Origin of the sequence: Thiocapsa marina 5811, from assembly GCF_000223985.1 — a bacterium.
Classification (GTDB): Bacteria; Pseudomonadota; Gammaproteobacteria; order Chromatiales; family Chromatiaceae; genus Thiocapsa; species Thiocapsa marina.
Genome location: NZ_AFWV01000005.1, coordinates 208,619 through 228,363, shown reverse-complemented (window position 1 = coordinate 228,363; position 19,745 = coordinate 208,619). Strand labels below are relative to the sequence as shown.

The window sequence follows — 19,745 nt, the reverse complement described above, 5'->3', positions numbered from 1 at the left end:
AGTCGACGCACCTCGCGCCCGAGCAGTTTACCAACCTCGCCGTGTCGTCGAGGTCGGAGTCGTCGGTATCTCGCGCCTGTTTTTCCTGTCGAGTCTGTCCCCAAGCTCGCATGACGGTCGAGCATAGCTTACACTTGCGGTGCTCGCGCAACCGCATACTCCCACCAAGAAACCCACGGTCATGGATCCGACGCTCGTCCTCGCGCCACTCTTGAACGCCCTCTGGTGGCTGATTCCGCTCGCGCTCCTCGGTGCGCTGCTGAAGTCACCGCGGGTGAAAGGCATCTTGGGCGAGCAACTCGTTCGGTTTGCACTCCGGCTTCGGCTGGATCGCGCGACCTATCGTACCGTCCACGATCTCACCCTGCCGACACCCGACGGCACGACTCAAATCGATCATGTCGTCGTCTCGCCCTACGGGATCTTCGCGATCGAGACCAAGAACATGAAGGGCTGGATCTTCGGCGGCGAGCGCCAGGCGCAGTGGACGCAGAAGATCTACCGACACACGATCCGGTTTCAGAATCCGCTGTTGCAGAACTACAAGCATGTGAAAGCCTTGCAGGCGCTGCTCGACGTGCCTCCCGAGACGATCCACTCGGTCGTGACCTTCGTCGGGGCCAGCACCTTCAAGACCCCGATGCCGGAGAACGTGACGCAAGGGGGCCGCTTCATTCGCTACATCAGGTCGTTCCGCGAACCGGTGTTCAGCGCGGCGGCGGTGGAGGCCGTCCTGCGGCGCATCGCCATGACCGGTTGAAGCCGGGGGCGGCAACGAATCGAGCACACGTGCGCAGTCTTCAAACGCGCGCGGATCCGCTGGCGCAGCGCCGCTGTCCGAAGTGCGGCAGCGCGCTCGTCCTGCGCACCGTGAAGAAGGGGTCGAAGACTGGCGATCGGTTTTGGGGATGCTCGACGTATCCGCAGTGCCGGGTGATGCAGCCGCTCGGGTGAAAGGGGCTGCGGTCTGGTTGTTCTGCCTGCAATCGGCGCGCTCTGCTAGAGTGCCCGGCCGCCGCGCTGTAAAGTCGACCCGCCCCGATGCCCCGTCGCCCGTCTCCGAAACGCCCTCCACCGCGCCAATCTCCGCGGCTCTCGGGGCTCGCCCGTCTCGTTCCGGTCCTTCACGGCAGTCTGCACGGACTGCGAAATCTCGGTATCGGGCTGGCCCTCATCGGTTCGGTCTCGTTCCTGCCCGAGTCGCTGGTCCAGACCTGGCCCGAGCATGGCCAGCGCGCGATCCAGATCACGCGCGACATCCGCACGCTGCTGTTGGATGTCGTGCGTGATACGACCGCCGGCGTCGGCTCTTGGCTGTCCGATCTGGACGGGGTGGACATCCATGCGCTTGGTCGCGTCGTGGCCGAGCAGGTGCCGGAATGGTTGCCTCGCGATCTCTGGCCGTTCGACCTGCCCGGCGCATCGAACACCGATCAGACGGGAATTGCGCCCAGCTTTAGTGCGGCGAGAACAGCGCTCTACGACACCGTTTACAGCGGCCACCGGGTCACCTTCTACTGTGGCTGCGGGTACGATCGCGATGGTCGAACCGATCTCGATGGATGCGGGCTCCGCACCTTGGACGGCAGCAGCCGCGCGCAACGGGTCGAGGCCGAGCACGTCTTCCCGGCATCTCAGTTCGGCAATTTTCGGCGCTGTTGGCGTGAGCCCGCCGCCTTCTCCAAGTGCCGAGGCGACGACGGCAACACCCTTTCGGGACGCGCCTGCTGCGAGCGGGTCGACCCGACGTTCGTCACGGCCCACAACGATCTGCACAACCTCGTTCCGGCGGTCGGTGCGATCAACGCGGCGCGCTCCGATTTCAACTGGAGCGAGCTGCGCTCCGGGCAGCGTTTGGGCGACTGCGCGATCCGCTTCGATCCGATCCTGCGCCGCGTCCAACCCCCCGATGCGGTGCGTGGCGAGATTGCCCGGACCATGTTCTACATGCGCGATACCTACGGCTTTCGTCTGAGTCGGCAGGACGAGAAGCTCTATGCGGTCTGGAACAACGCCGATCCGCCCGATGCGTGGGAGATCGAGCGCAACCGGCGGATCCGGCGTTTGCAGGGCAAGGGAAACCGCTATGTGGAGGACTATCGAACGTTGTGACGGGTTTGATGAATCGGATGGTTCGAGCACTCCGTCGCCGAGGATCGGGGGCGTGCTCCTCTCAACCTGCCCAGGATTCATGCGCGATACGCGGCTCGATCAGAGCACTCCGGTACGGCTCGGCAAACAACGCCGGCTGCCCTCCGGTGTGCCAGAACAGGATGCGTGCATCGCTCGGGAAGAAGTCCCGACGGATGAGATCCAGCAGACCACCGGCCGCGCGCCCGGTGTAGACCGGATCCAGCAGGATGCCTTCGGTGCGGGCGAAGATCCCGATCGCCTCGCGCTCCAGATCGGTCAGCACCCCGTAGCCGGCTCCGCAGTAGCGATCATCGACGTGCACGTCCGCAGCATCGAAGGCGATGCGTGGGCCCAGCGCCCCGCTTGCGTCGCTCGCCAGGGCGGCGACGTGTGACGTCAGCGCGGATGCCGGTTCGTCGATGCTGACCCCGAGCAGTGTCCCGCCGTACCCGAAGACACGCTGCCCCAGGACCAGTCCGGCCTGGGTGCCGCCGCTGGAGGTGGCGAAGGCCATCCAGTCCACATCGCTCCCCTGCGCGAGGACCTCCTGCATCGCAAAGGCATAGCCCAACGCTCCGGTCGGGTTGCTGCCGCCGTAGGGCACCAGATACGGGGCTCGGCCCTGCGCTGCGGCGGTCTCGACGGTCTCCGCGAGGAGACGATCGCGGTCGCCGCGATCGGGTGTCGCGACGATCCGCGCACCCAGCAGGTGATCGAGAAGCAGATTCCCGGTTGCCTCGGCGGGACGATCGCCGGTCAACACCAGGATGCAGTCCATCCCGCACCGGGCCGCCGCGGCGGCGGTCTGGCGACAGTGGTTGGACTGCCAGGCACCCGCGGTGACGAGGGTCCGGGCACGCTGCGCCTGCGCTTCGGCCACCAGGAACTCCAGCTTGCGGGTCTTGTTGCCGCCAAGCGCGAGGCCGGTCTGGTCGTCGCGCTTGATGAAGAGCCGAGGACCGCCGAGCAGGTCCGACAGCCGCGGCAGCGGCTCGATGGGCGTGGGCAGGTGGGCCAGGTTCAGGCGGGGAATGCATGGGGCTGTCATCGGGGACTTCTCCGAAGAATGAGAGGGTGATCGCGGTCCGCTCCGATGTGCTGCCGGTCTGCGGCGCGATCCTGACCAGCTGGTATCCGAATCGGGTCAGGTCCCGCGAGGCGCACGCCCGGCGCGACTGGCCAGATTTGCAAGGCGTCGATGCTCTGGATTAAGACGTATACCGACTCACCGATGCGCGTGAGGGCGGGTGTTGCCCGAAGCATCCGTCCGGTCGTGCGACGAGGTTCCGAGCTGACAGTGGCTCGGCCGGATCCCGCGGGCGCATGGATGATCTGGGAGTGCTGGGAGCGCTGGGAGCGGCGGCGTTCAGCGACACTCCGCGGCGGCGGCCCGCAATTCCACCGACGGGAGTAGTAGAATGTCTGCTCCACCTGATCGCTTATCGTCAGGGTCATTCGCCCGAGCCGAGGTCATGATGCAGTCATTCATTTCAGGTCTGGCGATGACAATCGTCATCATGTTGAGTGCTCGAAGCGCTTTTGCGTTGCCCAACGGTGCGCGGATGATTGCAGAAGCACCGTTATCCGATGAGCTCGTCGTGCAGTTTGTCCTGCGTACACCGAAGGAGCGGCAACTCGAGCAAGTCGCGCTGGACGCGGGCGATCCGGACTCCAACCACTATGGCCGCTACCTGTCCATGGAAGCGGTGCTCGACAGCTTTGGCCCCTCGCCTGACGCCGCGCAACAGGTCATCCGTTATCTGGCCCAACAGGGCGTGGACTCGCGACTGGATCCAACCGAGCTCTATGTTGAGGCGCGCCTGCGCGTCGAGGAGGCCGAACGCCTGGCCGGTGTGACCCTGTCCCGGTACGAAACGGCCGATGGTCGCCAACACTTTCTCGCGCCGACGTCGCCCGCTCAGGTTCCTGAAGCGCTCGCACCGTACGTCGAAGCCCTCATCGGTCTAGATCAGACCCCTCTCCGGGTAGCGGCCGAGTCCGCGAGCCAAGCCGTCTTTGGCGCAGAGATCTCGCCGAAACGCTCCCTGACTCCAACGCTCATCCCGATGCCACATGATTCGGGGCCTTACAACTCCGCCCTTTCCAATGCGGGGTCTCCGGAAGGCTGCCCCGAGGGGGTGAGCGGAAATGGGCGCAACCCCTACACGCCAAACCAATGGCTTCACGCCTACGGCCTCGATCAGGCACACGCGCTGAGCTTCGATGGTCGGGGCGAGCGTCTAGCCCTGATCGAGATCGATGGCTTTTCCCAAACCGACCTCGATGGATTCACGGACTGTTTCGGGTTGCCCAGGCAAACGCCCCGCGTGATTCCGGTGCCGGGCGGGCCGCCGCTGCCGGGGCCGGGTCAAGAGACCATCTTGGATTTACAGGTACTGGCAGCCGCAGCCCCGGGGCTCGACGAGATTCAGGTGTTTCAAAGTACGAACGGACAAGGTGAAGCGGCCACGGACGGCGCAAGTCTGGGGCGAACCCTGCTGGCTGCTATCGCTCAAACGTCGGCTCAGCGCCCGAGCGTCGTCTCCATCTCGCTAGGAGGATGTGAAGCCGAAGGCAATCTGGCCGAAAACATCTTGTCGGAACGGGCACTACTCAGGGCCGCCGCCACCGGGATCTCGGTCTTTGTGGCCAGCGGCGATTCCGGGGTGACTGCCTGCCGTTTCGAGCAAGGGCAGATCCTGACCAACGCCGCCGGCGCCGTCAGTGCGGGGTATCCGGCCACATCGCCCTGGGTCACGGCCGTCGGCGGCACCAACCTTTGGTTCGACCTGGACAACTCGGTGCGCATGGAAGTCGTTTGGAACGATTGGCAGAAGCTCGCCGAACTGTCGCTCTTTGGGCAAACCGTCGATATGATCAGTATGGGCGCCGGAACCGGCGGCTTGAGCGCCTGGTTCGCACAGCCCAGATGGCAGCGTGCAACCGCAATCGCGGGCGACGCCTTTGGTCCGTTCAAACATGCGCGGGCTGTTCCCGATGTGGCACTGCTGGCCGATTCCGTCCCTGGTTATGCCTACTTGAACGATGGTGCATGGGGTGCGATCGGAGGCACCAGCGCTGCCGCGCCGCTTATGGCCGGTGCGGTGGCCGTCATGAATCAGGCGCTACGGACGATCGATAGAAGGCGTCTGGGGTTCTTGAGCCCCTTGCTCTACAGATTCGGAAACGACGAGCAGGTCCGCAGCCAGGTGTACCGCGACGTCACCTACGGCGACAACGATACCACTTGGCAGGTCTTTCCCTGGGGCAGCCAGCCCCCGAGCTTCAGCGCCGAAGCGAAACCCGGCTACGATCTGGCAACCGGTTGGGGATCACCGAGATTCCCGCAGTTCTTCATGCAGATCAGAAAACAGCGCAATAACCTCCCCTCCGAGGACATCGGCGCGTCGAGATAGCAACCCGAATGCCATCTTGACGTCTTGGCCCGTTTCCGCGCGGGACTCCGATGGGCAGGAGTCGGCGGGTACGCGCCGGATTCCGGGAGATTCCTTGAGACTCGGCGGGGGGCGCCAGGCTGTCAGTGGACGCGGACGTCACGCGTGAGGCCTCGATGTTTCAGGACGTCCCGACGATTGCCATCCGCTTGGCTGCCGAGAAGTCTGTCTTGCCGCTGCCCCTGCTGCGTCGGCCTCGAACGTCCGCTCCCCGGCCCGCTGTCTCTGGTCAATGTTGCAGGTACGACTTTTGAGTCGATGCCGCTAACCTGCCCCAAGTGAGGCCCCGACATGCGCATCATCGCCTTCGTCACCGATGCCGCACCCATCGACCGGATTCTCGACCATATCGGCGAGCCGGTCCGATCTTGTACCCGCAACGCAGAAAAGGAGAGTCCATCGCCACCGGGATAAGGAACCGTTCGATGGCCGGTCTGCGATGCATACATAGTCGCCGATGGCAGTCGAAGGCGAGATGCCTCTTAATGGCCGATTGCTGCCGTTAGGGTCGCCTGAGCCGCCCCAAGACCAGCTAGACCGCACAGCCGCAAAAGCGGCGGACGAATCCGGCAGGGTCAGCGCGGATTACTCTGAGGAATTCCAGTTGAATCGAGTGACCGACAACACCCGCGGAGCGGGCGAAGACCCAGATGACCTCGCTTATGAGGTTGGTCAGCACAAGGATGCAGTCCATCCCGCAGCGGGCCGCAGCCGCGGCTGTCTGGCGACAGTGGTTGGACTGCCAGGCACCCGCGGTGACGAGGGTCCGGGCCCCCTTCGCCTGCGCTTCGCCCACCAGGAACGCCAGCTTGCGGGTCTTGATGCCGCGCAGTGCAAGGCAGGTTTGGTCGTCGCGCTTGATGAAGAGCCGAGGACCGCCGAGCAGGTCCGACAGCCGCGGCAGCGGCTCGATGGGCGTGGGTAGGTGGGCCAGGTTCAGGCGGGGAATGGTTGGGGCCGTCATCGGGGACTTCTCCGAAGAATGAGAGGGTGATCGCGGTCTGCTCCGATGATGCAATGGCGCGGCCGGGGCATGCTAGGCCGTGCCGGGGGTTCCTCTTCCCGGCCGGTCGGCGACCGCCGAGCCGATCTAAACCACCATGCGCCGTGTTGATAGAATGTGCAGTCACTAGGCTATACACACGACATGGAATTTCCGGGATGTCTTTCTTCAGACTCTTGCTCGCTTTTAGCCCCTGGCTGGCGTTCATGGTGATCGCCCACGAGGGTTTGTTCCGTCTTCAATTAGGCCTGGGCGTCGCCTTGGCCATCTCCGTGATCCTCGGTCTGACCGGGATTCACCGCGGGGTCATCCTCTGGGCGGGCCTGGTCTTCTTCTCGCTCGCGGGCATCGCCGTCATCGGCTTCCAAGACCTCTGGACCATTCGTCACATGGGGGTGCTCGCCGCCGGGATGCTCGCGACCGCCACCTGGTTCAGCGTGCTGATCCGCAAGCCCTTCACGCTGGACTATGCCCGCGCCCACACGGACCCGTCGCTCTGGAACGATCCGGTGTTTCTGCGCACGAACTTTATCCTCACCTCGGCCTGGGGCACGATCTTCACGCTCAACGCGCTGCTGGCCTTCGGCAAGATGGAATCCGTCCTGCTCCAGCCCTGGCAGTACGAGACCATCAGCTATGTGCTGCTGGTCTGTGGCGTGATCCTGACCACCTGGTATCCGAATCGGGTCAGGTCCCGCGCGGCGCCCACCGCGCCAGTGCGGGGGAGCGAGGAGTCCGTTCGATGAACAACGCGGATCTCGCCGACCCGGCGAGCGGCCCGCTCGAAGCGCTCTCGCTCGCGGGTTGGCGGCGCTGGCTGGACGGTCACTTCGGGTAATCGCAGGCGATGGTCTCCCCGGGGCTCAGATCCTCGGCATCCGGATCCAGACCATCGGTCGCCGGCACGAACTTGGCCTTGGCCCGTGCCGTCGTCGGGCTGGCCTTGAGCGCATCCAGTATCTTGTTGGCCTCGCCCACCGCTCGGGATCGGGTCTCGCTCCATGGCAGGCGTATGAGGTCAGTCATCCTTTCTTCGACATTGAGCACGGCAAGAGCACCTGGGCACGCCGCACGCCCGTCGGGCGTGACGCCTTGCCATTTGGAGATGAGGTCCTCCGGGGACATACGTGGATCATCCTTGAGTCGACGCTCGGCCAGTTGGTCGATCCGCGGGCGTTGCCCGATCTTGTGCGAGGCTGCCGACGAGGCGAGCATTCCAGGCGCAGCTTTCGAACAACGGAAGAAACAGGCCTGCGTCTAGTCGGCAGACCGGACCACATGACGCCGCTCAAGGAGCGACCAAGAAGGGCAACGGATAAGTTGGATCAGAAGGTGGACAGGGGTAAGACTTGACTGGAATTTTCTTTCTAGTGTAGCTACTTAAAAAATAGTGGCGGAGAGAGAGGGATTCGAACCCTCGATAGGGGATTAGCCTATACTCCCTTAGCAGGGGAGCGCCTTCAGCCACTCGGCCATCTCTCCGACGAACGCGTAGTTTATCCTGCCTACGCGTCCTTGGCTACAGACTCAGTCGAGGCGAGTTCCGGGCGGAACCGCTCCGGCGATCGGGCCACCTTCGGCTTGCTCACGTTTGATGCGCTCGTAAATCTCCTCCCGATGCACGGCGACATCACGAGGTGCATTGACCCCGATCCGCACCTGGTTTCCTTTGACACCGAGGACAGTCACCGTGACCTCGTCGCCGATCATGAGGGTTTCGCCAACCCGGCGGGTCAGAATCAACATCGCTTAATCTCCCTTACGTTCCCTTTTCCGATTGAATGATATTACCCGAACCGTCAACCCAACGTTTCGGGGGGGGTCGGTTGTCTTAAAGGCACTGCCGGCCACCGATTGGGTGTAAGAAACCAAGCCCCGTTGGAGGATTTTAGCACCTGCGAGCAAGAACCCAAACGTTTCGCGCGCTCCGCAAGGATAATTGTCCTCGAAAATGCAATTCCAAGTGAACGCGGCAGATTCGAGCCGACCGACGGTCGATGCTCGACTCGACCAGGCTCAAGAGGATGCCTGCCCGCCCAGACCGAACGCATCATGCAGGGACCGCACTCCCAGCTCGAGATACTTCTCGTCGACCACGACCGAGATCTTGATCTCGGAGGTCGATATCATGCGGATATTGATTCCTTCCTTTGCCAGGGTCGAGAACATGAGGCTTGCGATTCCGGCATGACTGCGCATCCCGACGCCGACCAGCGAGATCTTCACGATCCGGCTGTCGCCGAGCACTTGACGCGCTCCCAACTCCTTCGCCGTTCGATCGAGAATTTCCAGCGCGCGCGGGAAATCGTTGCGGTGAACCGTAAAGGTGAAGTCGGTCGTCGCCTCTTGGGCGGCGATGTTCTGGATGATCATGTCGACTTCGATGTTGGCGTCGGCAATCGGGCCGAGGATCCTGTAGGCCACACCGGGCTGGTCCGGGACGCCGAGCACGGTCAGTTTGGCCTCGTCTCGGCTGAAGGCGATTCCGGAGATCTTGGCGTCTTCCACGATGTCTTCCTCGAACGTAATGAGCGTGCCCTCGCCTTCCTCGAAGCTGGAAAGCACGCGCAGTGGCACCCTGTATTTGCCGGCAAACTCGACCGAGCGTATCTGCAGCACCTTGGACCCGAGACTCGCCATCTCGAGCATCTCCTCGAACGTGATGCGATCGAGCTTGCGCGCGTTGGGCTCGACACGCGGGTCCGTGGTATAGACGCCGTCCACATCGGTGTAGATCTGGCATTCGTCGGCCTTCAGGGCCGCCGCGATTGCTACGGCGGAGGTGTCGGAACCGCCGCGCCCGAGCGTGGTGATATTGCCTTCGGCGTCGACACCCTGGAAACCGGCGACGACCACGACCCGACCGGCTTCGAGATCGGCACCGACCCGAGCGCCGTCGATGTCGTGGATGCGGGCCTTATTGTGGACGCTGTCGGTGAGGATGTGGACCTGCCCTCCCGTGTAGGAGCGGGCGGCACAGCCCATCGCGTCGAGCGCCATGCTCAGCAAGGCGATGGTCACCTGCTCCCCGGTGGACAGAAGCACGTCGAGCTCCCGCGGGAGGGGGCGCTCCTGGATCTGCTTGGCGAGCCCGACCAGTCGATCGGTCTCGCCGGACATGGCCGAGACCACGACCACGACCCGATGACCCTCGTCACGCCAGCGCTTGACGCGCTCGGCAACCGCCTTGATCCGCTCGGCATTGGCCACGGATGTGCCGCCGTACTTCTGGACGATCAGCCCCATCGCATTCTCCCGGCACCCACGTCTCGATCTCTCCCGGTGTATTAGCTCCGATGAACCGTAAAGGCGCAAAGGACGTAAAGTAAACGTTTTTCAATGGTCCCGATGCCTCGCCGCGCGAACCCACGCAACCCCGGGCACGTCGGGATCGGCCGGATCCACGCCTGCGTCACTTGACATGCAGACTAGACCCGCTGCCGCACCCAGCCGTCCACGAGCGCCAAGGCTGCGGGCAGACCCGCCGGGTCGTTGCCGCCGGCTTGGGCCATGTCGGGACGTCCTCCGCCCTTGCCGCCGACCTTCTCCGCAAGCTCTCGGATCAGATCGCCGGCCTTGAGACGGTCGGTCAGATCCTTGGTGACGCCGGCAATCAGGCTGACCTTCCCGTCGCCCTCGGTCGCGAGGACGACGACAGCCGAGCCGAGCTTGTCCTTGAGCTGATCGAGCGTGACGCGCAGGGCCTTGGAGTCGGCCCCCTCGAGACGCGCGGCGAGCACCTTGATGCCGTCGATCACGACCGCCTGCGACGCCAGATCCTGACCGGCGGAACTGGCGAGCTTAGCCTTGAGCTGCTCGAGCTCCTTTTCGAGCCGGCGGCTGCGCTCGAGCAGCTGGAGTACCCGCTGGTCGACGTCTTCGCGTCCGCCCTTGAGCAGCCCCGCGGTGCGGATGAGACGGTCCTCGTCCGCCTCGATCCAGTCGAGCGCGCCCGCACCCGTGACGGCCTCGATGCGCCGCACCCCGGAAGCGATGCCGCTCTCGCCGATGATCTTCACCAGGCCGATATCGCCGACGGCCTTCACATGGGTGCCTCCGCACAGCTCGGTGGAGAAGTCCCCCATGCGCAGCACGCGGACCTGATCGGAATACTTCTCGCCGAAGAGCGCCATGGCACCGGATGCCTTGGCATCGTCGAGGCTCATGATACGGGTCTCGACGAGATGATTCTCGCGAACCTCGCGGTTCACCATCCGCTCGATCTCCAATACCTGCTCGCGCGAAACCGCCTCGTAATGGGAAAAGTCGAAGCGTAGTCGTTCCGGACCGACGAGCGAGCCCTTCTGCTGCACATGCTCGCCCAGAACTCGGCGCAAGGCCGCATGCAGCAGGTGGGTCGCGGAATGATTCAGGGCGGTGGCGCGCCGCCGCGAGCCGTCGACACGGGCCTCGACCCGATCGCCGACCGCCAGGATACCCTCGGCGACACGCCCGAGATGACCGACGGCACCCTCGCCTTTCTTCTGGGTATCCAACACCTCGAACCGGCCGCCCTCGCCGAGGAGCCAGCCGCGATCGCCGACCTGGCCGCCGGACTCCGCGTAGAAGGGCGTCAGATCCAAGACGACCAGACCCTCCTCTCCTGCGGCGAGCTGGTCGCAGGAGCCGCGCGCGGAGTAGAGGGCGACGACCGTCACCTCCTCGTGAAGCCGCTCGTAGCCGCAAAACTCGGTCTCGCCCTTGACGTCGATCTCGAGACCGGCCGGGCCTCCGAACTGACTGGCGGCACGTGCGCGCTCGCGCTGCTGCGCCATGGCCTGCTCGAATCCGTCCATATCCAGCGCCAAGCCACGCTCGCGGGCGATATCGGCGGTCAGGTCGGTCGGGAAGCCATAGGTATCGTAAAGCTTGAAGACGGTCTCGCCCGGAATGCGCGTATCGCCGAGGCCCGCGATCGCCTCGTCGAGCAGACGCATACCGTGCTCGAGGGTCTCGGCAAAGCGCTCTTCTTCGAGCAGGATGATGCGCTCGACATGCTCGTGAGACGCGACCAGCTCGGGGTAGGCGGCTCCCATCTCGGCAACGAGCGCCGGCACCAATCGATGAAAGAATGGCGTGGTGCAACCGAGCTGGTAGCCGTGCCGAATGGCCCGGCGCATGATGCGACGCAGGACATAACCCCTGCCCTCGTTGCCCGGCGTTACCCCGTCGGTGATGAGGAAGGCCGCGGAGCGGATGTGGTCGGCAATGACCCGCAGGGATTTGTTCTCGCGATCCGCACAGCCGGTCGCGCGCGCCGCCGCGTCGATGAGCCGCACGAACAGATCGATCTCGTAGTTGCTGTGCACGCCCTGCATGACGGCTGCAAGCCGCTCCAGACCCATGCCCGTATCGACCGATGGACGGGGCAGCGGGGTCAGGTTGCCCTCGGCATCGCGGTTGTACTGCATGAAGACCAGATTCCAGATCTCCACGTAACGGTCACCGTCCTCGTCCGGCGAGCCGGGCGGCCCCCCGGGGATCTCGGGGCCGTGGTCATAGAAGATCTCGGAACAGGGACCGCACGGACCCGTCTCGCCCATCGACCAGAAGTTGTCTTTCGCCCCGCAACGCGAGAAGCGCGAGGCATCGGCGCCGATCTCCTTCAGCCAGATGTCGGCCGCCTCGTCGTCTTCGGTATAGACGGTGATCCAGAGCCGCTCGGGCGGCAGGGCCAAGACGCGGGTCAGATAGTCCCAGGCAAAGGCGATCGCCTCGCGCTTGAAATAATCGCCGAAGCTGAAGTTGCCGAGCATCTCGAAAAAGGTGTGATGCCGGGCCGTGTAGCCGACGTTCTCCAGGTCGTTGTGCTTGCCGCCGGCGCGCACGCACCGCTGCGAGCTGACCGCACGGTTGTAGGCGCGCCGCTCGCGCCCGAGGAAAACCTCTTTGAATTGCACCATCCCGGCATTGGTGAAGAGCAGGGTCGGGTCGTTGGCCGGCACCAGCGGGCTGGACGGCACGCGTTCGTGATCGCGTTGCGCGAAATAGTCGAGAAAACTCGCTCGAAGCTCTGCACTCGTGGTCATGGGTATGCTCGGTTGGACTGCGGACGCCGGCCGATCAATCGGGCCGGCGCAGGAAGCGGCGGATCATCTCGGAGGGAAACCCACGTTGTTCGAGAAAACGACCGCGCCGCGCGTACTCGGTGCGGTCGGACGGCGGCTCGGTCCCGAATCGGCGATCGTAGATCTCTGCCATATAGGCGACCCAGTCATCCCGCATGGTGTCGAGATGAGGGTCGACGAGGGTATCGGGTAGGCCCTTTTCATACAACTCGGCGCGAATTCGCAAGGGTCCGAACCCTTTGGCTGCGCGCTCGGCGACATACTGCTCGACCATACGGTCTTCATCGAGCGCGCCCTCGACCACCAGACGGTCGATTGCCTGCGCTATCCCTGCGTCATCGAACCCACGCGAGCGCAGCTTACGCGTCAGCTCCAAGCGCGAATGCTCGCGGATGGCGAGGAGCCGGCGGGCGCGATCGACGATCTCCGTTAAGGGGTCCGGTTCTGCCATCGCTCGAGGGGGCTTCGGCCTAAATCTCCGCGGGCGCCTCGGCGATCGGCTCGACACCGGCGCCGTGCAGGGCATCACCCACCCTGGGGAGAAGCTTGTCGCGGATCTTCGTCTCGATCGCCTTGGCGATTTCCGGGTTCTCGCACAGGTAGACACGCGCGTTGTCCTTGCCTTGTCCGATGCGATTGCCCTCGTAGCTGTACCAGGCGCCTGACTTTTCGATGAAGCCCTCGTTCACCCCCAGGCTGATGATCTCGCCTTCGCGCGAGATGCCTTGCCCGTAGAGGATGTCGAACTCGGCCTGTCTGAAAGGCGGCGCCACCTTGTTCTTCACGACCTTGACCTTGGTCTCGTTGCCGATGACCTCGTCACCCTTCTTGATGCTGCCGATGCGGCGGATATCGAGCCGGACCGAGGCGTAGAACTTGAGCGCGTTGCCGCCGGTCGTGGTCTCGGGCGAGCCGAACATCACGCCGATCTTCATCCGGATCTGATTGATGAAGATGACGAGGCAGTTCGACCGTTTGATGTTGCCGGTGAGCTTGCGCAGCGCTTGAGACATCAAACGCGCCTGCAGACCGACGTGGGAGTCGCCCATCTCGCCTTCGATCTCCGCCTTCGGGGTCAGCGCGGCGACCGAGTCGACAACCACGACGTCGACCGCGCCGGAGCGCACCAGCATATCGGTGATCTCGAGCGCCTGCTCCCCGGTGTCGGGTTGGGAAACCAGCAGATCGTTCATGTTCACGCCGAGCTTCTCGGCGTATCCCGGATCCAGGGCATGCTCGGCATCGACGAAGGCAGCGGTACCGCCGGCCTTTTGGGCCTCGGCGATGATGTGCAGCGTGAGCGTCGTCTTACCCGAGGACTCGGGTCCGTAGATCTCGACCACGCGCCCCTTAGGCACGCCGCCGATCCCGAGCGCGAGATCCAGGCCGAGCGACCCGGTCGAAATGGCCTCGACCTCACGAATGACGCCGGTGTCGCCCATGCGCATCACCGAACCTTTGCCGAACTGTTTTTCGATCTGGGTCAGCGCGGCGGCCAGTGCCTTTTTGCGGTTGTCGTCCATTGGGTCTCCGTTGAACCTGATCGGCTTGATCATTCGTAGGGGCTTCTGCTGCAACGTCCGGATCCGACACGAGCGACGTCGGAACCGCAACCGGCGAGCTACCGGCATCCACCGAGGATTCCGTCGCCCGGCGCGGCAAGTTGCGGATTATCGCATAGCGAATCGGCAAACGTCACAAGGCATAGCGCCCATCGGGGCGTGCAAGGCATTCAAATTGCGCACATCGCACGCGCGCCGCGCTTGTGCGGAGTGCGGCCGGCGGCACGCTAGATCAACGCCCATCGACGACGCACCCGATAACGCGGCCCGGGACCACCGGTTCCGGCCGCCAACACGAGCTCGCGGACCGACCAATGTATCGCTGCGGACCACTCCGACACCGGAGGCGCCACCGCCTTGCGTGCGAGCGTAATGTGCGGCCGATACGGACGCGGATCGGCGACAAGACCGCATGTGGAGAGCTGCTGCCGAACCTCCGACACCAGCGCAGACAAAGACGCGGGCGGCGATGCGGGCCCGCACCACAGCACGCGCGCCCGAGCGAAATGACCGACCCGATCGAGCTCGAGATCGAATCCAGGGGCTCGAATCCGATCCGCAACCCGCTCCGCACATGCGAGCACGTCGGGTGCGAGCGGGCCGAGGAAGGCGAGCGTCAGATGAAAATCGCTCGGGTGGGTTGCCCGTGCGCCGACGCACAAGAGCTCGGGGACGCGTACAGCCAAGGCATCGCGGACCGCGGCATCCGGCCAAAGGGCGAAAAACCAGCGCTCAGCCAAGGTTGCCGAGCCGCTCGACCAAACCGTCGATCGCCGCCTGCACCGAGCACCGCCGCACGGAATCACGATCACCGTCGAAATGGAACCGTCGAGTCGCGACTTGGCCCTCCGGCCAAGCCCAGGCCAGGCAGACGGTCCCGACCGGCTTCTCGGGACTACCGCCGCCGGGACCGGCAACGCCGCTGATGGCAACCGCGACCTCGGCTTGGCTGTGCCTGAGCGCGCCCAAGGCCATCTCGGCAACCACCGCCTCGCTCACGGCACCCTGCGCGACAAGCGTCTCGGCTCGTACGCCGAGCATCTCTTGCTTGGCCGCGTTGCTGTAGGTGACAAAACCGCGATCGAGCCAGGCGCTGCTCCCGGCGAGATCCGTCGCGACCTTCGCCAACCAACCGCCGGTACAGGACTCCGCGACAGCAAGCCGCAGACCCGAGCGCAGCATCAACTCGGCAAGCCGTGCAGCGCTCGGCTCTTGATCGCAGGGGGGGCAGGGGTCATTCATGGCCGAATCAAATCGCAAAGGCGCGGAAGACGCAAAGGTTTTTCGGGCACCAGGGCGGACGGCGGCCCGCCGATCGGTCTCTCGGGTGGAAAATCCAACGGAATCGCTCCACAATGCCGACGCATCAAAGCGAGACCCGCCGATCGCGGCGGCCGACCCCGGAGCCGATGGATGACCGACCTTGAGATTTACTGCGAGCATAAACCATCCCCCGCCAAGCTGGATGTCCTCGGCGTCGAGGACTGGGCGGTCTGGAAGAAAGAGCCCTCGACCTTTCCCTGGCGTTACGATCGTGCCGAGACCTGCTATGTGGTACGCGGGCGTTTTCATGTCACCCCGGCCGGCGGCGAGCCTCAGACCTTCAGCCGCGGCGACCTCATCACATTCCCGGCCGGCATGGAGTGCACCTGGGAGGTCGTCGAGCCGGTCGAGAAGCACTACCGATTCGATTGAGCACAAGAACAATTCATTCACCGGAGAGATGCGACAATGAGAAAGATCCTGCTGTCCCTGCTGATCGCCCTGCTGCCCTTGACCTTCCTCGCCTCGCAATCCCATGCCGAAGGCATGACGATCGCCGATACGGTGCTCAAGATGCCGCTGGCCGAAGACGTCTCGATGGACGACGCCGTCGAATCGATGAAGCTTCGTGCCAACTCGCTGAACTTCAAACTCGTCGCTCACCTGCCGCTCTACAAGGAGTTGGAATCGATGGGGGTCGAGACCAAACGCATCGAGATCTTCCAGTTCTGCGACGCACGGATCGCCAACGAGATGATCAAGGAGAACATCGACTTCTCTGCGTATCTGCCCTGTCGAATCACCCTGATCGAGGATCAGGACGGCAAGGCGTGGCTGACGACGCTCGATCTCGACAAGGTCATCGGGATGGCCGACCTGCCGCCGAACCTGATGGAGCATGCCGTGAAGGTGCGCGACACCATCGAAGAGATCATGACCGCGGGCGCCACCGGGGATCTCTAACACACGGCCACGCCGCCGATTCGGAGCGCTCGGGTAGACAGGCGGAAGGCTGGACAAGCGCTGTAGGGTGAACAAGCGCAGCGCAGTCCACCAACGCCGGCGCTGGTCTGGGTGGACTTCGCTCTCGCTCGTCCACCCTACGTGCCGGCATTGTAACCACCTGCGCTACCCCGAGCGCCTAAGCCTTTCCACCGTGGCCGCTCACGAAGGCGTGCAAGGGCTGAGTCTCCTCGAACAGACGCGCCTGCTCCTTGGTCGCCTCCTGTTGATAGCGGGTCTTCCACTCCGCGTACGGCATCCCGTAGATCGCCTCGCGCGCCTGGTCGTAGGACATCTCGATGCCGCGCTCTGCAGCGGCATTCATGTACCACTTCGAAAGGCAGTTTCGGCAGAAGCCGGCCAGGTTCATGAGGTCGATGTTCTGCACGTCGGTGCGGCGTTGCAGGTGCTCGATCAGACCGCGGAACGCGGCGGCCTCGATCTGGACCTTGGTGTTGTCGTCCACGTCGTCTCTCCTTACGAAGGGCGGGTTGAGCCGATGGATTGAAGTCGCACCCTAAGGCGCGGATACTCGTGGATCTAGGATATCAGGGCAGCAAGGCGGTTTTGCGCCCTCGACCCGCGTCAACGCCTTGCGTAGAACAACCCGACCTGCCGGCCACATCGGAGACTCACGCCCGTGGACTACCTGAGCCTGTCCCGCGCCGCCCGCCTGGCCGGCGTCAGCCGCGCCGAGCTGCAGCGGCGCATCAGACGCGGCGAGATCGCCACTTTCGAGGGATCGGTCGCGGTCAGCGACCTCCTGCGCGCCTTTCCGTCCGTCAGCCTCACGGATGACGCGGCGCTCGAACGGGTCGAGCGCATCAAGTCCGATGCGCTTCCCAAGACCGAGGGGCACGACTCAGCGCTGCCCAGCCCGCAGGTCCTGGTCGCACGGCTACGGGCGATGAGCCAGACGCTCGTCGAGCGCATGTCGGCCTTGAGCGCCGCGGAAGACCTCTTGGACCGGGTCGGCGAGCGCCTTCAGACGCTCGCCGATTCCGCCCCTCCCGGCAGCCGGGAACAGGCATACGAGACACGCGACTGGTTCCTCGGCGCCCGCGCGTCGCTGAACGCCGGCGCGGCGACGGACGAACGTGCACGACTCTTCGCCAAAGACACCTTTCTTCGGATCATGGCAGCCAACGTCAAACTCATCCCGAGTGGTCACGACTACTTCGTCGAGGGCAACGAGTCGATTCTCGACGCCTCCGTCCGCGCCGGAATCAACCTCAATTACGGTTGCGCGAGCGGTAACTGCGGCGCCTGCAAGGCGCGCTTGATCGGCGGGGAGACGCGCCGAATTCGCGAGCACGATTATGTCTTGAGCGAGCGCGAGAAGGCGATGGGCTATCTCCTGACCTGCTCCCACACCGCCGTGACCGACGTGATGATCGAAGCCGCCGAGGCGCTCTGCGTGACCGATCTCCCGCATCAGGAGATCAGAGCCAGCCTACGCAAGCTCGAGCAGATCTCGGAGGACTTGGTCGCGCTGAACGTCCAGACCCCGCGGACTCAGACGCTGAGGTTCATGTCTGGGCAGCGCGTGCGCCTTACGCTCGAAGACGGCGCGAGCCGCGAGCTGCCGATCGCAAGCTGTCCCTGCAACGCCCGAAATCTCTGGTTTTACGTCAGACTGGGTGGCGATACCTTCTCCGAGGCGGTCTTCAAACCACTGCGTCCCGGCCATCTGATCACGGTCGAGGGGCCGTACGGGCGATTCGTCTTGACCGAGGACGCGCCGGAGCCGGCGGTCTTCATCGCCTTCGGCGACGGCATCGCGCCGGCGAAGAGCCTGATCGAGCACGCCGTCTCGATCGACGTCATAGAGTCCTTCCACCTCTACTGGGACACGCAGTATCCGGAGGGGCACCACCAAGGACGTTGGGGGCGCGCCCTCGCCGATGCCCTGGACAACTTCCATCTAACCCCGCTGATGAGCGGCCGGGCGGACGATGTCTTCGCGGTGATCCGCGCCGATCATCCGGATCTGCGCGGCCTGCGTTTCTATCTGGCCGGTCCGGAAGCGCCTATCGGACGGCTGGCGGAATTGCTCCGCGGCGAGGGAGCTCCCGATGACCGGATCGCGTGCGAGATCACCGAGACTTAAACCGCGCCTGACGGCGGTATGCGATGTTCTTGGACGGGATCGACCCCGGCAGATTTAACAACCGTCGGAGAAGGCGCGGTTTAAGATATTAAAAAATGGATAATTTTAAACCGCGTGTCCGCTAAGGGCCGTGGATGCAGCAAACGTCGAGCTCACTCGAAACGTAGCATCTCGCTCTGGACGCGGTTTAAACCTCGAGCAGCCCTGCCATGGTCCGATAGAACCCGTCGAGCCAAGGATCGGGCTGGTCGAACTGCCACAGCAGAGGTCTCGATCCGTTGGTCTCGCGCGAGCTCACATAGGTGATATTGCCGTCCCAGCTCTCGCGCACCTCGAAGGAACAAAGACCGCCGGGAACATGCAGCATGATGCCGCAGGGGTGGGCTTCTCCGCCGAGGACAGCTGCCACTAAGCCGTGAACCCGGTCGGGTCGCCGATCGTAGTCCCGAGGCCAGATGCGTTTGAGCACATCGATCTTGACGAAGTTGTCCTGAACGTCGGCGAACGCCTTCAGCAAGGGCAGCGCCGCTTCGTGTCGACGCTGTGCCTTCTCCAGCGACGTCTCCTTGACCTCCTCGTGCGAGGTTCGGGCACGCTCTGCCTGAGCCTTGATCTTGCTTAAGGTATCGTTCACGGCGTTCATCCCTTCGTGACCAAAACGAGTGACCTCGACGGACGCGCGAGCAACCGTTCATCCCGCGGGCGAGCGGCCTCGGATCATCCCATCAACACAGCCCCGTTAAGCGCCCTGCTCCCCCTCCTCCCGAAGATCCTCCAACAGGGTCTCGGGCGCAATGACCACGCCCGAGCCATCGGGAGCGGGGAAGACGGCGACCATCCGGCCATCCTTCGCCATACCGGTCAACCAACGGGTCATGAAGACCTCGAGCGCCAACGGCTCGGCGCGGCAATCGGCCCAATCCTGCGTCGCCAGCGCCGTGGCACATGCCGCGTCGGGCCAGAAAGGAAAACAATCCCGTCCTTCATCGTCTGAGAAGGCGATGAAGCCATCATCCCCCTTCAACGTCCAGACCTGGCCCTGCTGTGTGACCCGTGCAAGAAACGCGATATAGCGCTCTTCACCCGGCATGTCGAAACTGCCCGTGAGATCCTCTTCATTCGGAAATGCATTCATTGCGAGGTCGTGTC

22 protein-coding genes and 1 tRNA gene are annotated in these 19,745 nt (G+C 64.1%); 9 read left to right on the top strand and 14 right to left on the bottom strand.

Going from position 1 to position 19,745, the window contains the following annotated elements; all coding sequences use genetic code 11:
* The first annotated feature begins 181 nt into the window (after positions 1–181).
* From THIMADRAFT_RS08775 to THIMADRAFT_RS08770, 3 genes are all read left to right on the top strand, one after another.
* Complete coding sequence (locus tag THIMADRAFT_RS08775; protein ID WP_007192656.1) at positions 182–760, top strand: nuclease-related domain-containing protein; 579 nt, start codon at positions 182–184, stop codon at positions 758–760.
* A gap of 29 nt (positions 761–789) precedes the next feature.
* Entirely contained in the window at positions 790–954 is a 165-nt protein-coding gene (locus THIMADRAFT_RS28385) for a topoisomerase DNA-binding C4 zinc finger domain-containing protein (RefSeq protein WP_324603133.1), read from the top strand.
* Positions 955–1,041: 87 nt separating this feature from the next.
* The gene (locus tag THIMADRAFT_RS08770; RefSeq protein WP_007192655.1) at positions 1,042–2,112 is read left to right on the top strand and encodes an endonuclease; all 1,071 of its coding nucleotides are present in this window, start codon (positions 1,042–1,044) and stop codon (positions 2,110–2,112) included.
* Between the two features lie 61 nt (positions 2,113–2,173).
* Here THIMADRAFT_RS08770 and THIMADRAFT_RS08765 read toward each other — a convergent pair whose 3' ends face one another.
* Entirely contained in the window at positions 2,174–3,181 is a 1,008-nt protein-coding gene (locus tag THIMADRAFT_RS08765) for a D-cysteine desulfhydrase family protein (protein ID WP_007192654.1), read from the bottom strand.
* 424 nt (positions 3,182–3,605) lie between these two features.
* Here THIMADRAFT_RS08765 and THIMADRAFT_RS08760 point away from each other — a divergent pair, with 424 nt between their 5' ends.
* On the top strand, positions 3,606–5,549 hold the full coding sequence (locus THIMADRAFT_RS08760; RefSeq protein WP_040730471.1) for a S53 family peptidase: 1,944 nt from the start codon (positions 3,606–3,608) through the stop codon (positions 5,547–5,549).
* 330 nt (positions 5,550–5,879) lie between these two features.
* Complete coding sequence (locus tag THIMADRAFT_RS28230; protein ID WP_007192652.1) at positions 5,880–6,002, top strand: hypothetical protein; 123 nt, start codon at positions 5,880–5,882, stop codon at positions 6,000–6,002.
* A gap of 118 nt (positions 6,003–6,120) precedes the next feature.
* On the opposite strand, the gene THIMADRAFT_RS08755 is transcribed toward THIMADRAFT_RS28230, so the two are convergent.
* Positions 6,121–6,552 carry a pyridoxal-phosphate dependent enzyme gene (locus THIMADRAFT_RS08755; RefSeq protein WP_007192651.1) on the bottom strand — a complete coding sequence of 144 codons (432 nt, stop codon included), beginning with the start codon at positions 6,550–6,552 and terminating at the stop codon, positions 6,121–6,123.
* A gap of 197 nt (positions 6,553–6,749) precedes the next feature.
* On the opposite strand from THIMADRAFT_RS08755, the gene THIMADRAFT_RS08750 reads away from it, so the two are divergent.
* The gene (locus tag THIMADRAFT_RS08750) at positions 6,750–7,337 is read left to right on the top strand and encodes a hypothetical protein (RefSeq protein WP_007192650.1); all 588 of its coding nucleotides are present in this window, start codon (positions 6,750–6,752) and stop codon (positions 7,335–7,337) included.
* A 79-nt stretch (positions 7,338–7,416) separates the two neighbouring features.
* Here THIMADRAFT_RS08750 and THIMADRAFT_RS27410 read toward each other — a convergent pair whose 3' ends face one another.
* The 9 genes from THIMADRAFT_RS27410 to THIMADRAFT_RS08705 all read right to left on the bottom strand — a co-directional run bounded on the left by THIMADRAFT_RS27410 (position 7,417) and on the right by THIMADRAFT_RS08705 (position 15,463).
* On the bottom strand, positions 7,417–7,806 hold the full coding sequence (locus tag THIMADRAFT_RS27410) for a hypothetical protein (RefSeq protein WP_040730469.1): 390 nt from the start codon (positions 7,804–7,806) through the stop codon (positions 7,417–7,419).
* A gap of 176 nt (positions 7,807–7,982) precedes the next feature.
* A tRNA-Ser gene (locus tag THIMADRAFT_RS08740) sits at positions 7,983–8,073 on the bottom strand.
* 45 nt (positions 8,074–8,118) lie between these two features.
* Positions 8,119–8,337, bottom strand: a complete 219-nt coding sequence (gene csrA, locus THIMADRAFT_RS08735) for a carbon storage regulator CsrA (RefSeq protein WP_007192647.1) — start codon at positions 8,335–8,337, stop codon at positions 8,119–8,121.
* A gap of 270 nt (positions 8,338–8,607) precedes the next feature.
* Positions 8,608–9,837: an aspartate kinase gene (locus tag THIMADRAFT_RS08730; protein WP_007192646.1), complete on the bottom strand. Its 1,230-nt coding sequence runs from the start codon at positions 9,835–9,837 to the stop codon at positions 8,608–8,610.
* A gap of 182 nt (positions 9,838–10,019) precedes the next feature.
* Positions 10,020–12,620 (bottom strand): alanine--tRNA ligase, encoded by a 2,601-nt coding sequence (gene alaS, locus THIMADRAFT_RS08725; RefSeq protein WP_007192645.1) that lies wholly within the window; start codon positions 12,618–12,620, stop codon positions 10,020–10,022.
* Positions 12,621–12,654: 34 nt separating this feature from the next.
* On the bottom strand, positions 12,655–13,110 hold the full coding sequence (locus THIMADRAFT_RS08720; protein ID WP_007192644.1) for a regulatory protein RecX: 456 nt from the start codon (positions 13,108–13,110) through the stop codon (positions 12,655–12,657).
* A gap of 19 nt (positions 13,111–13,129) precedes the next feature.
* Complete coding sequence (recA, locus tag THIMADRAFT_RS08715) at positions 13,130–14,182, bottom strand: recombinase RecA (protein ID WP_007192643.1); 1,053 nt, start codon at positions 14,180–14,182, stop codon at positions 13,130–13,132.
* 266 nt (positions 14,183–14,448) lie between these two features.
* A complete protein-coding gene (thpR, locus tag THIMADRAFT_RS08710) occupies positions 14,449–14,961 on the bottom strand; it encodes an RNA 2',3'-cyclic phosphodiesterase (RefSeq protein ID WP_040730467.1) in 513 nt (170 codons plus the stop codon).
* On the bottom strand, positions 14,954–15,463 hold the full coding sequence (locus THIMADRAFT_RS08705; protein WP_007192642.1) for a CinA family protein: 510 nt from the start codon (positions 15,461–15,463) through the stop codon (positions 14,954–14,956). Before THIMADRAFT_RS08705 ends, thpR begins: the two co-directional genes overlap by 8 nt.
* Before the next feature lie 171 nt (positions 15,464–15,634).
* Between THIMADRAFT_RS08705 and THIMADRAFT_RS08700 the strand changes: the two genes are divergently transcribed.
* Both THIMADRAFT_RS08700 and THIMADRAFT_RS08695 read left to right on the top strand, forming a co-directional pair.
* Positions 15,635–15,916: a cupin domain-containing protein gene (locus tag THIMADRAFT_RS08700; RefSeq protein WP_007192641.1), complete on the top strand. Its 282-nt coding sequence runs from the start codon at positions 15,635–15,637 to the stop codon at positions 15,914–15,916.
* A gap of 36 nt (positions 15,917–15,952) precedes the next feature.
* Positions 15,953–16,447, top strand: coding sequence for a DUF302 domain-containing protein (locus tag THIMADRAFT_RS08695; RefSeq protein WP_007192640.1), 495 nt, complete (start codon positions 15,953–15,955; stop codon positions 16,445–16,447).
* A 178-nt stretch (positions 16,448–16,625) separates the two neighbouring features.
* Here THIMADRAFT_RS08695 and THIMADRAFT_RS08690 read toward each other — a convergent pair whose 3' ends face one another.
* Positions 16,626–16,952, bottom strand: coding sequence for a DUF1244 domain-containing protein (locus THIMADRAFT_RS08690; RefSeq protein ID WP_007192639.1), 327 nt, complete (start codon positions 16,950–16,952; stop codon positions 16,626–16,628).
* Positions 16,953–17,126: 174 nt separating this feature from the next.
* Between THIMADRAFT_RS08690 and THIMADRAFT_RS08685 the strand changes: the two genes are divergently transcribed.
* Positions 17,127–18,596 carry a 2Fe-2S iron-sulfur cluster-binding protein gene (locus tag THIMADRAFT_RS08685; RefSeq protein WP_007192638.1) on the top strand — a complete coding sequence of 490 codons (1,470 nt, stop codon included), beginning with the start codon at positions 17,127–17,129 and terminating at the stop codon, positions 18,594–18,596.
* 187 nt (positions 18,597–18,783) lie between these two features.
* Here the strand turns inward: THIMADRAFT_RS08685 and THIMADRAFT_RS08680 are convergent, their stop codons facing one another.
* Both THIMADRAFT_RS08680 and THIMADRAFT_RS08675 read right to left on the bottom strand, forming a co-directional pair.
* A complete protein-coding gene (locus THIMADRAFT_RS08680; RefSeq protein WP_040730667.1) occupies positions 18,784–19,230 on the bottom strand; it encodes a hypothetical protein in 447 nt (148 codons plus the stop codon).
* A 105-nt stretch (positions 19,231–19,335) separates the two neighbouring features.
* Positions 19,336–19,731, bottom strand: coding sequence for a DUF2750 domain-containing protein (locus tag THIMADRAFT_RS08675; RefSeq protein ID WP_007192636.1), 396 nt, complete (start codon positions 19,729–19,731; stop codon positions 19,336–19,338).
* Between the last annotated feature and the right edge of the window lie 14 nt (positions 19,732–19,745).

What these genes read in the sequence shown, in the direction of transcription:
- THIMADRAFT_RS08775 (WP_007192656.1), top strand. Translation starts at nt 182, where the DNA reads ATGGATCCGACGCTCGTCCTCGCGCCACTCTTGAACGCCCTCTGGTGG.
- THIMADRAFT_RS08770 (WP_007192655.1), top strand. Translation starts at nt 1,042, where the DNA reads ATGCCCCGTCGCCCGTCTCCGAAACGCCCTCCACCGCGCCAATCTCCG.
- THIMADRAFT_RS08765 (WP_007192654.1), bottom strand. Translation starts at nt 3,181, where the DNA reads ATGACAGCCCCATGCATTCCCCGCCTGAACCTGGCCCACCTGCCCACG.
- THIMADRAFT_RS08760 (WP_040730471.1), top strand. Translation starts at nt 3,606, where the DNA reads ATGATGCAGTCATTCATTTCAGGTCTGGCGATGACAATCGTCATCATG.
- THIMADRAFT_RS28230 (WP_007192652.1), top strand. Translation starts at nt 5,880, where the DNA reads ATGCGCATCATCGCCTTCGTCACCGATGCCGCACCCATCGACCGGATT.
- THIMADRAFT_RS08755 (WP_007192651.1), bottom strand. Translation starts at nt 6,552, where the DNA reads ATGACGGCCCCAACCATTCCCCGCCTGAACCTGGCCCACCTACCCACG.
- THIMADRAFT_RS08750 (WP_007192650.1), top strand. Translation starts at nt 6,750, where the DNA reads ATGTCTTTCTTCAGACTCTTGCTCGCTTTTAGCCCCTGGCTGGCGTTC.
- THIMADRAFT_RS27410 (WP_040730469.1), bottom strand. Translation starts at nt 7,806, where the DNA reads ATGCTCGCCTCGTCGGCAGCCTCGCACAAGATCGGGCAACGCCCGCGG.
- csrA (WP_007192647.1), bottom strand. Translation starts at nt 8,337, where the DNA reads ATGTTGATTCTGACCCGCCGGGTTGGCGAAACCCTCATGATCGGCGAC.
- THIMADRAFT_RS08730 (WP_007192646.1), bottom strand. Translation starts at nt 9,837, where the DNA reads ATGGGGCTGATCGTCCAGAAGTACGGCGGCACATCCGTGGCCAATGCC.
- alaS (WP_007192645.1), bottom strand. Translation starts at nt 12,620, where the DNA reads ATGACCACGAGTGCAGAGCTTCGAGCGAGTTTTCTCGACTATTTCGCG.
- THIMADRAFT_RS08720 (WP_007192644.1), bottom strand. Translation starts at nt 13,110, where the DNA reads ATGGCAGAACCGGACCCCTTAACGGAGATCGTCGATCGCGCCCGCCGG.
- recA (WP_007192643.1), bottom strand. Translation starts at nt 14,182, where the DNA reads ATGGACGACAACCGCAAAAAGGCACTGGCCGCCGCGCTGACCCAGATC.
- THIMADRAFT_RS08705 (WP_007192642.1), bottom strand. Translation starts at nt 15,463, where the DNA reads ATGAATGACCCCTGCCCCCCCTGCGATCAAGAGCCGAGCGCTGCACGG.
- THIMADRAFT_RS08700 (WP_007192641.1), top strand. Translation starts at nt 15,635, where the DNA reads ATGACCGACCTTGAGATTTACTGCGAGCATAAACCATCCCCCGCCAAG.
- THIMADRAFT_RS08695 (WP_007192640.1), top strand. Translation starts at nt 15,953, where the DNA reads ATGAGAAAGATCCTGCTGTCCCTGCTGATCGCCCTGCTGCCCTTGACC.
- THIMADRAFT_RS08675 (WP_007192636.1), bottom strand. Translation starts at nt 19,731, where the DNA reads ATGAATGCATTTCCGAATGAAGAGGATCTCACGGGCAGTTTCGACATG.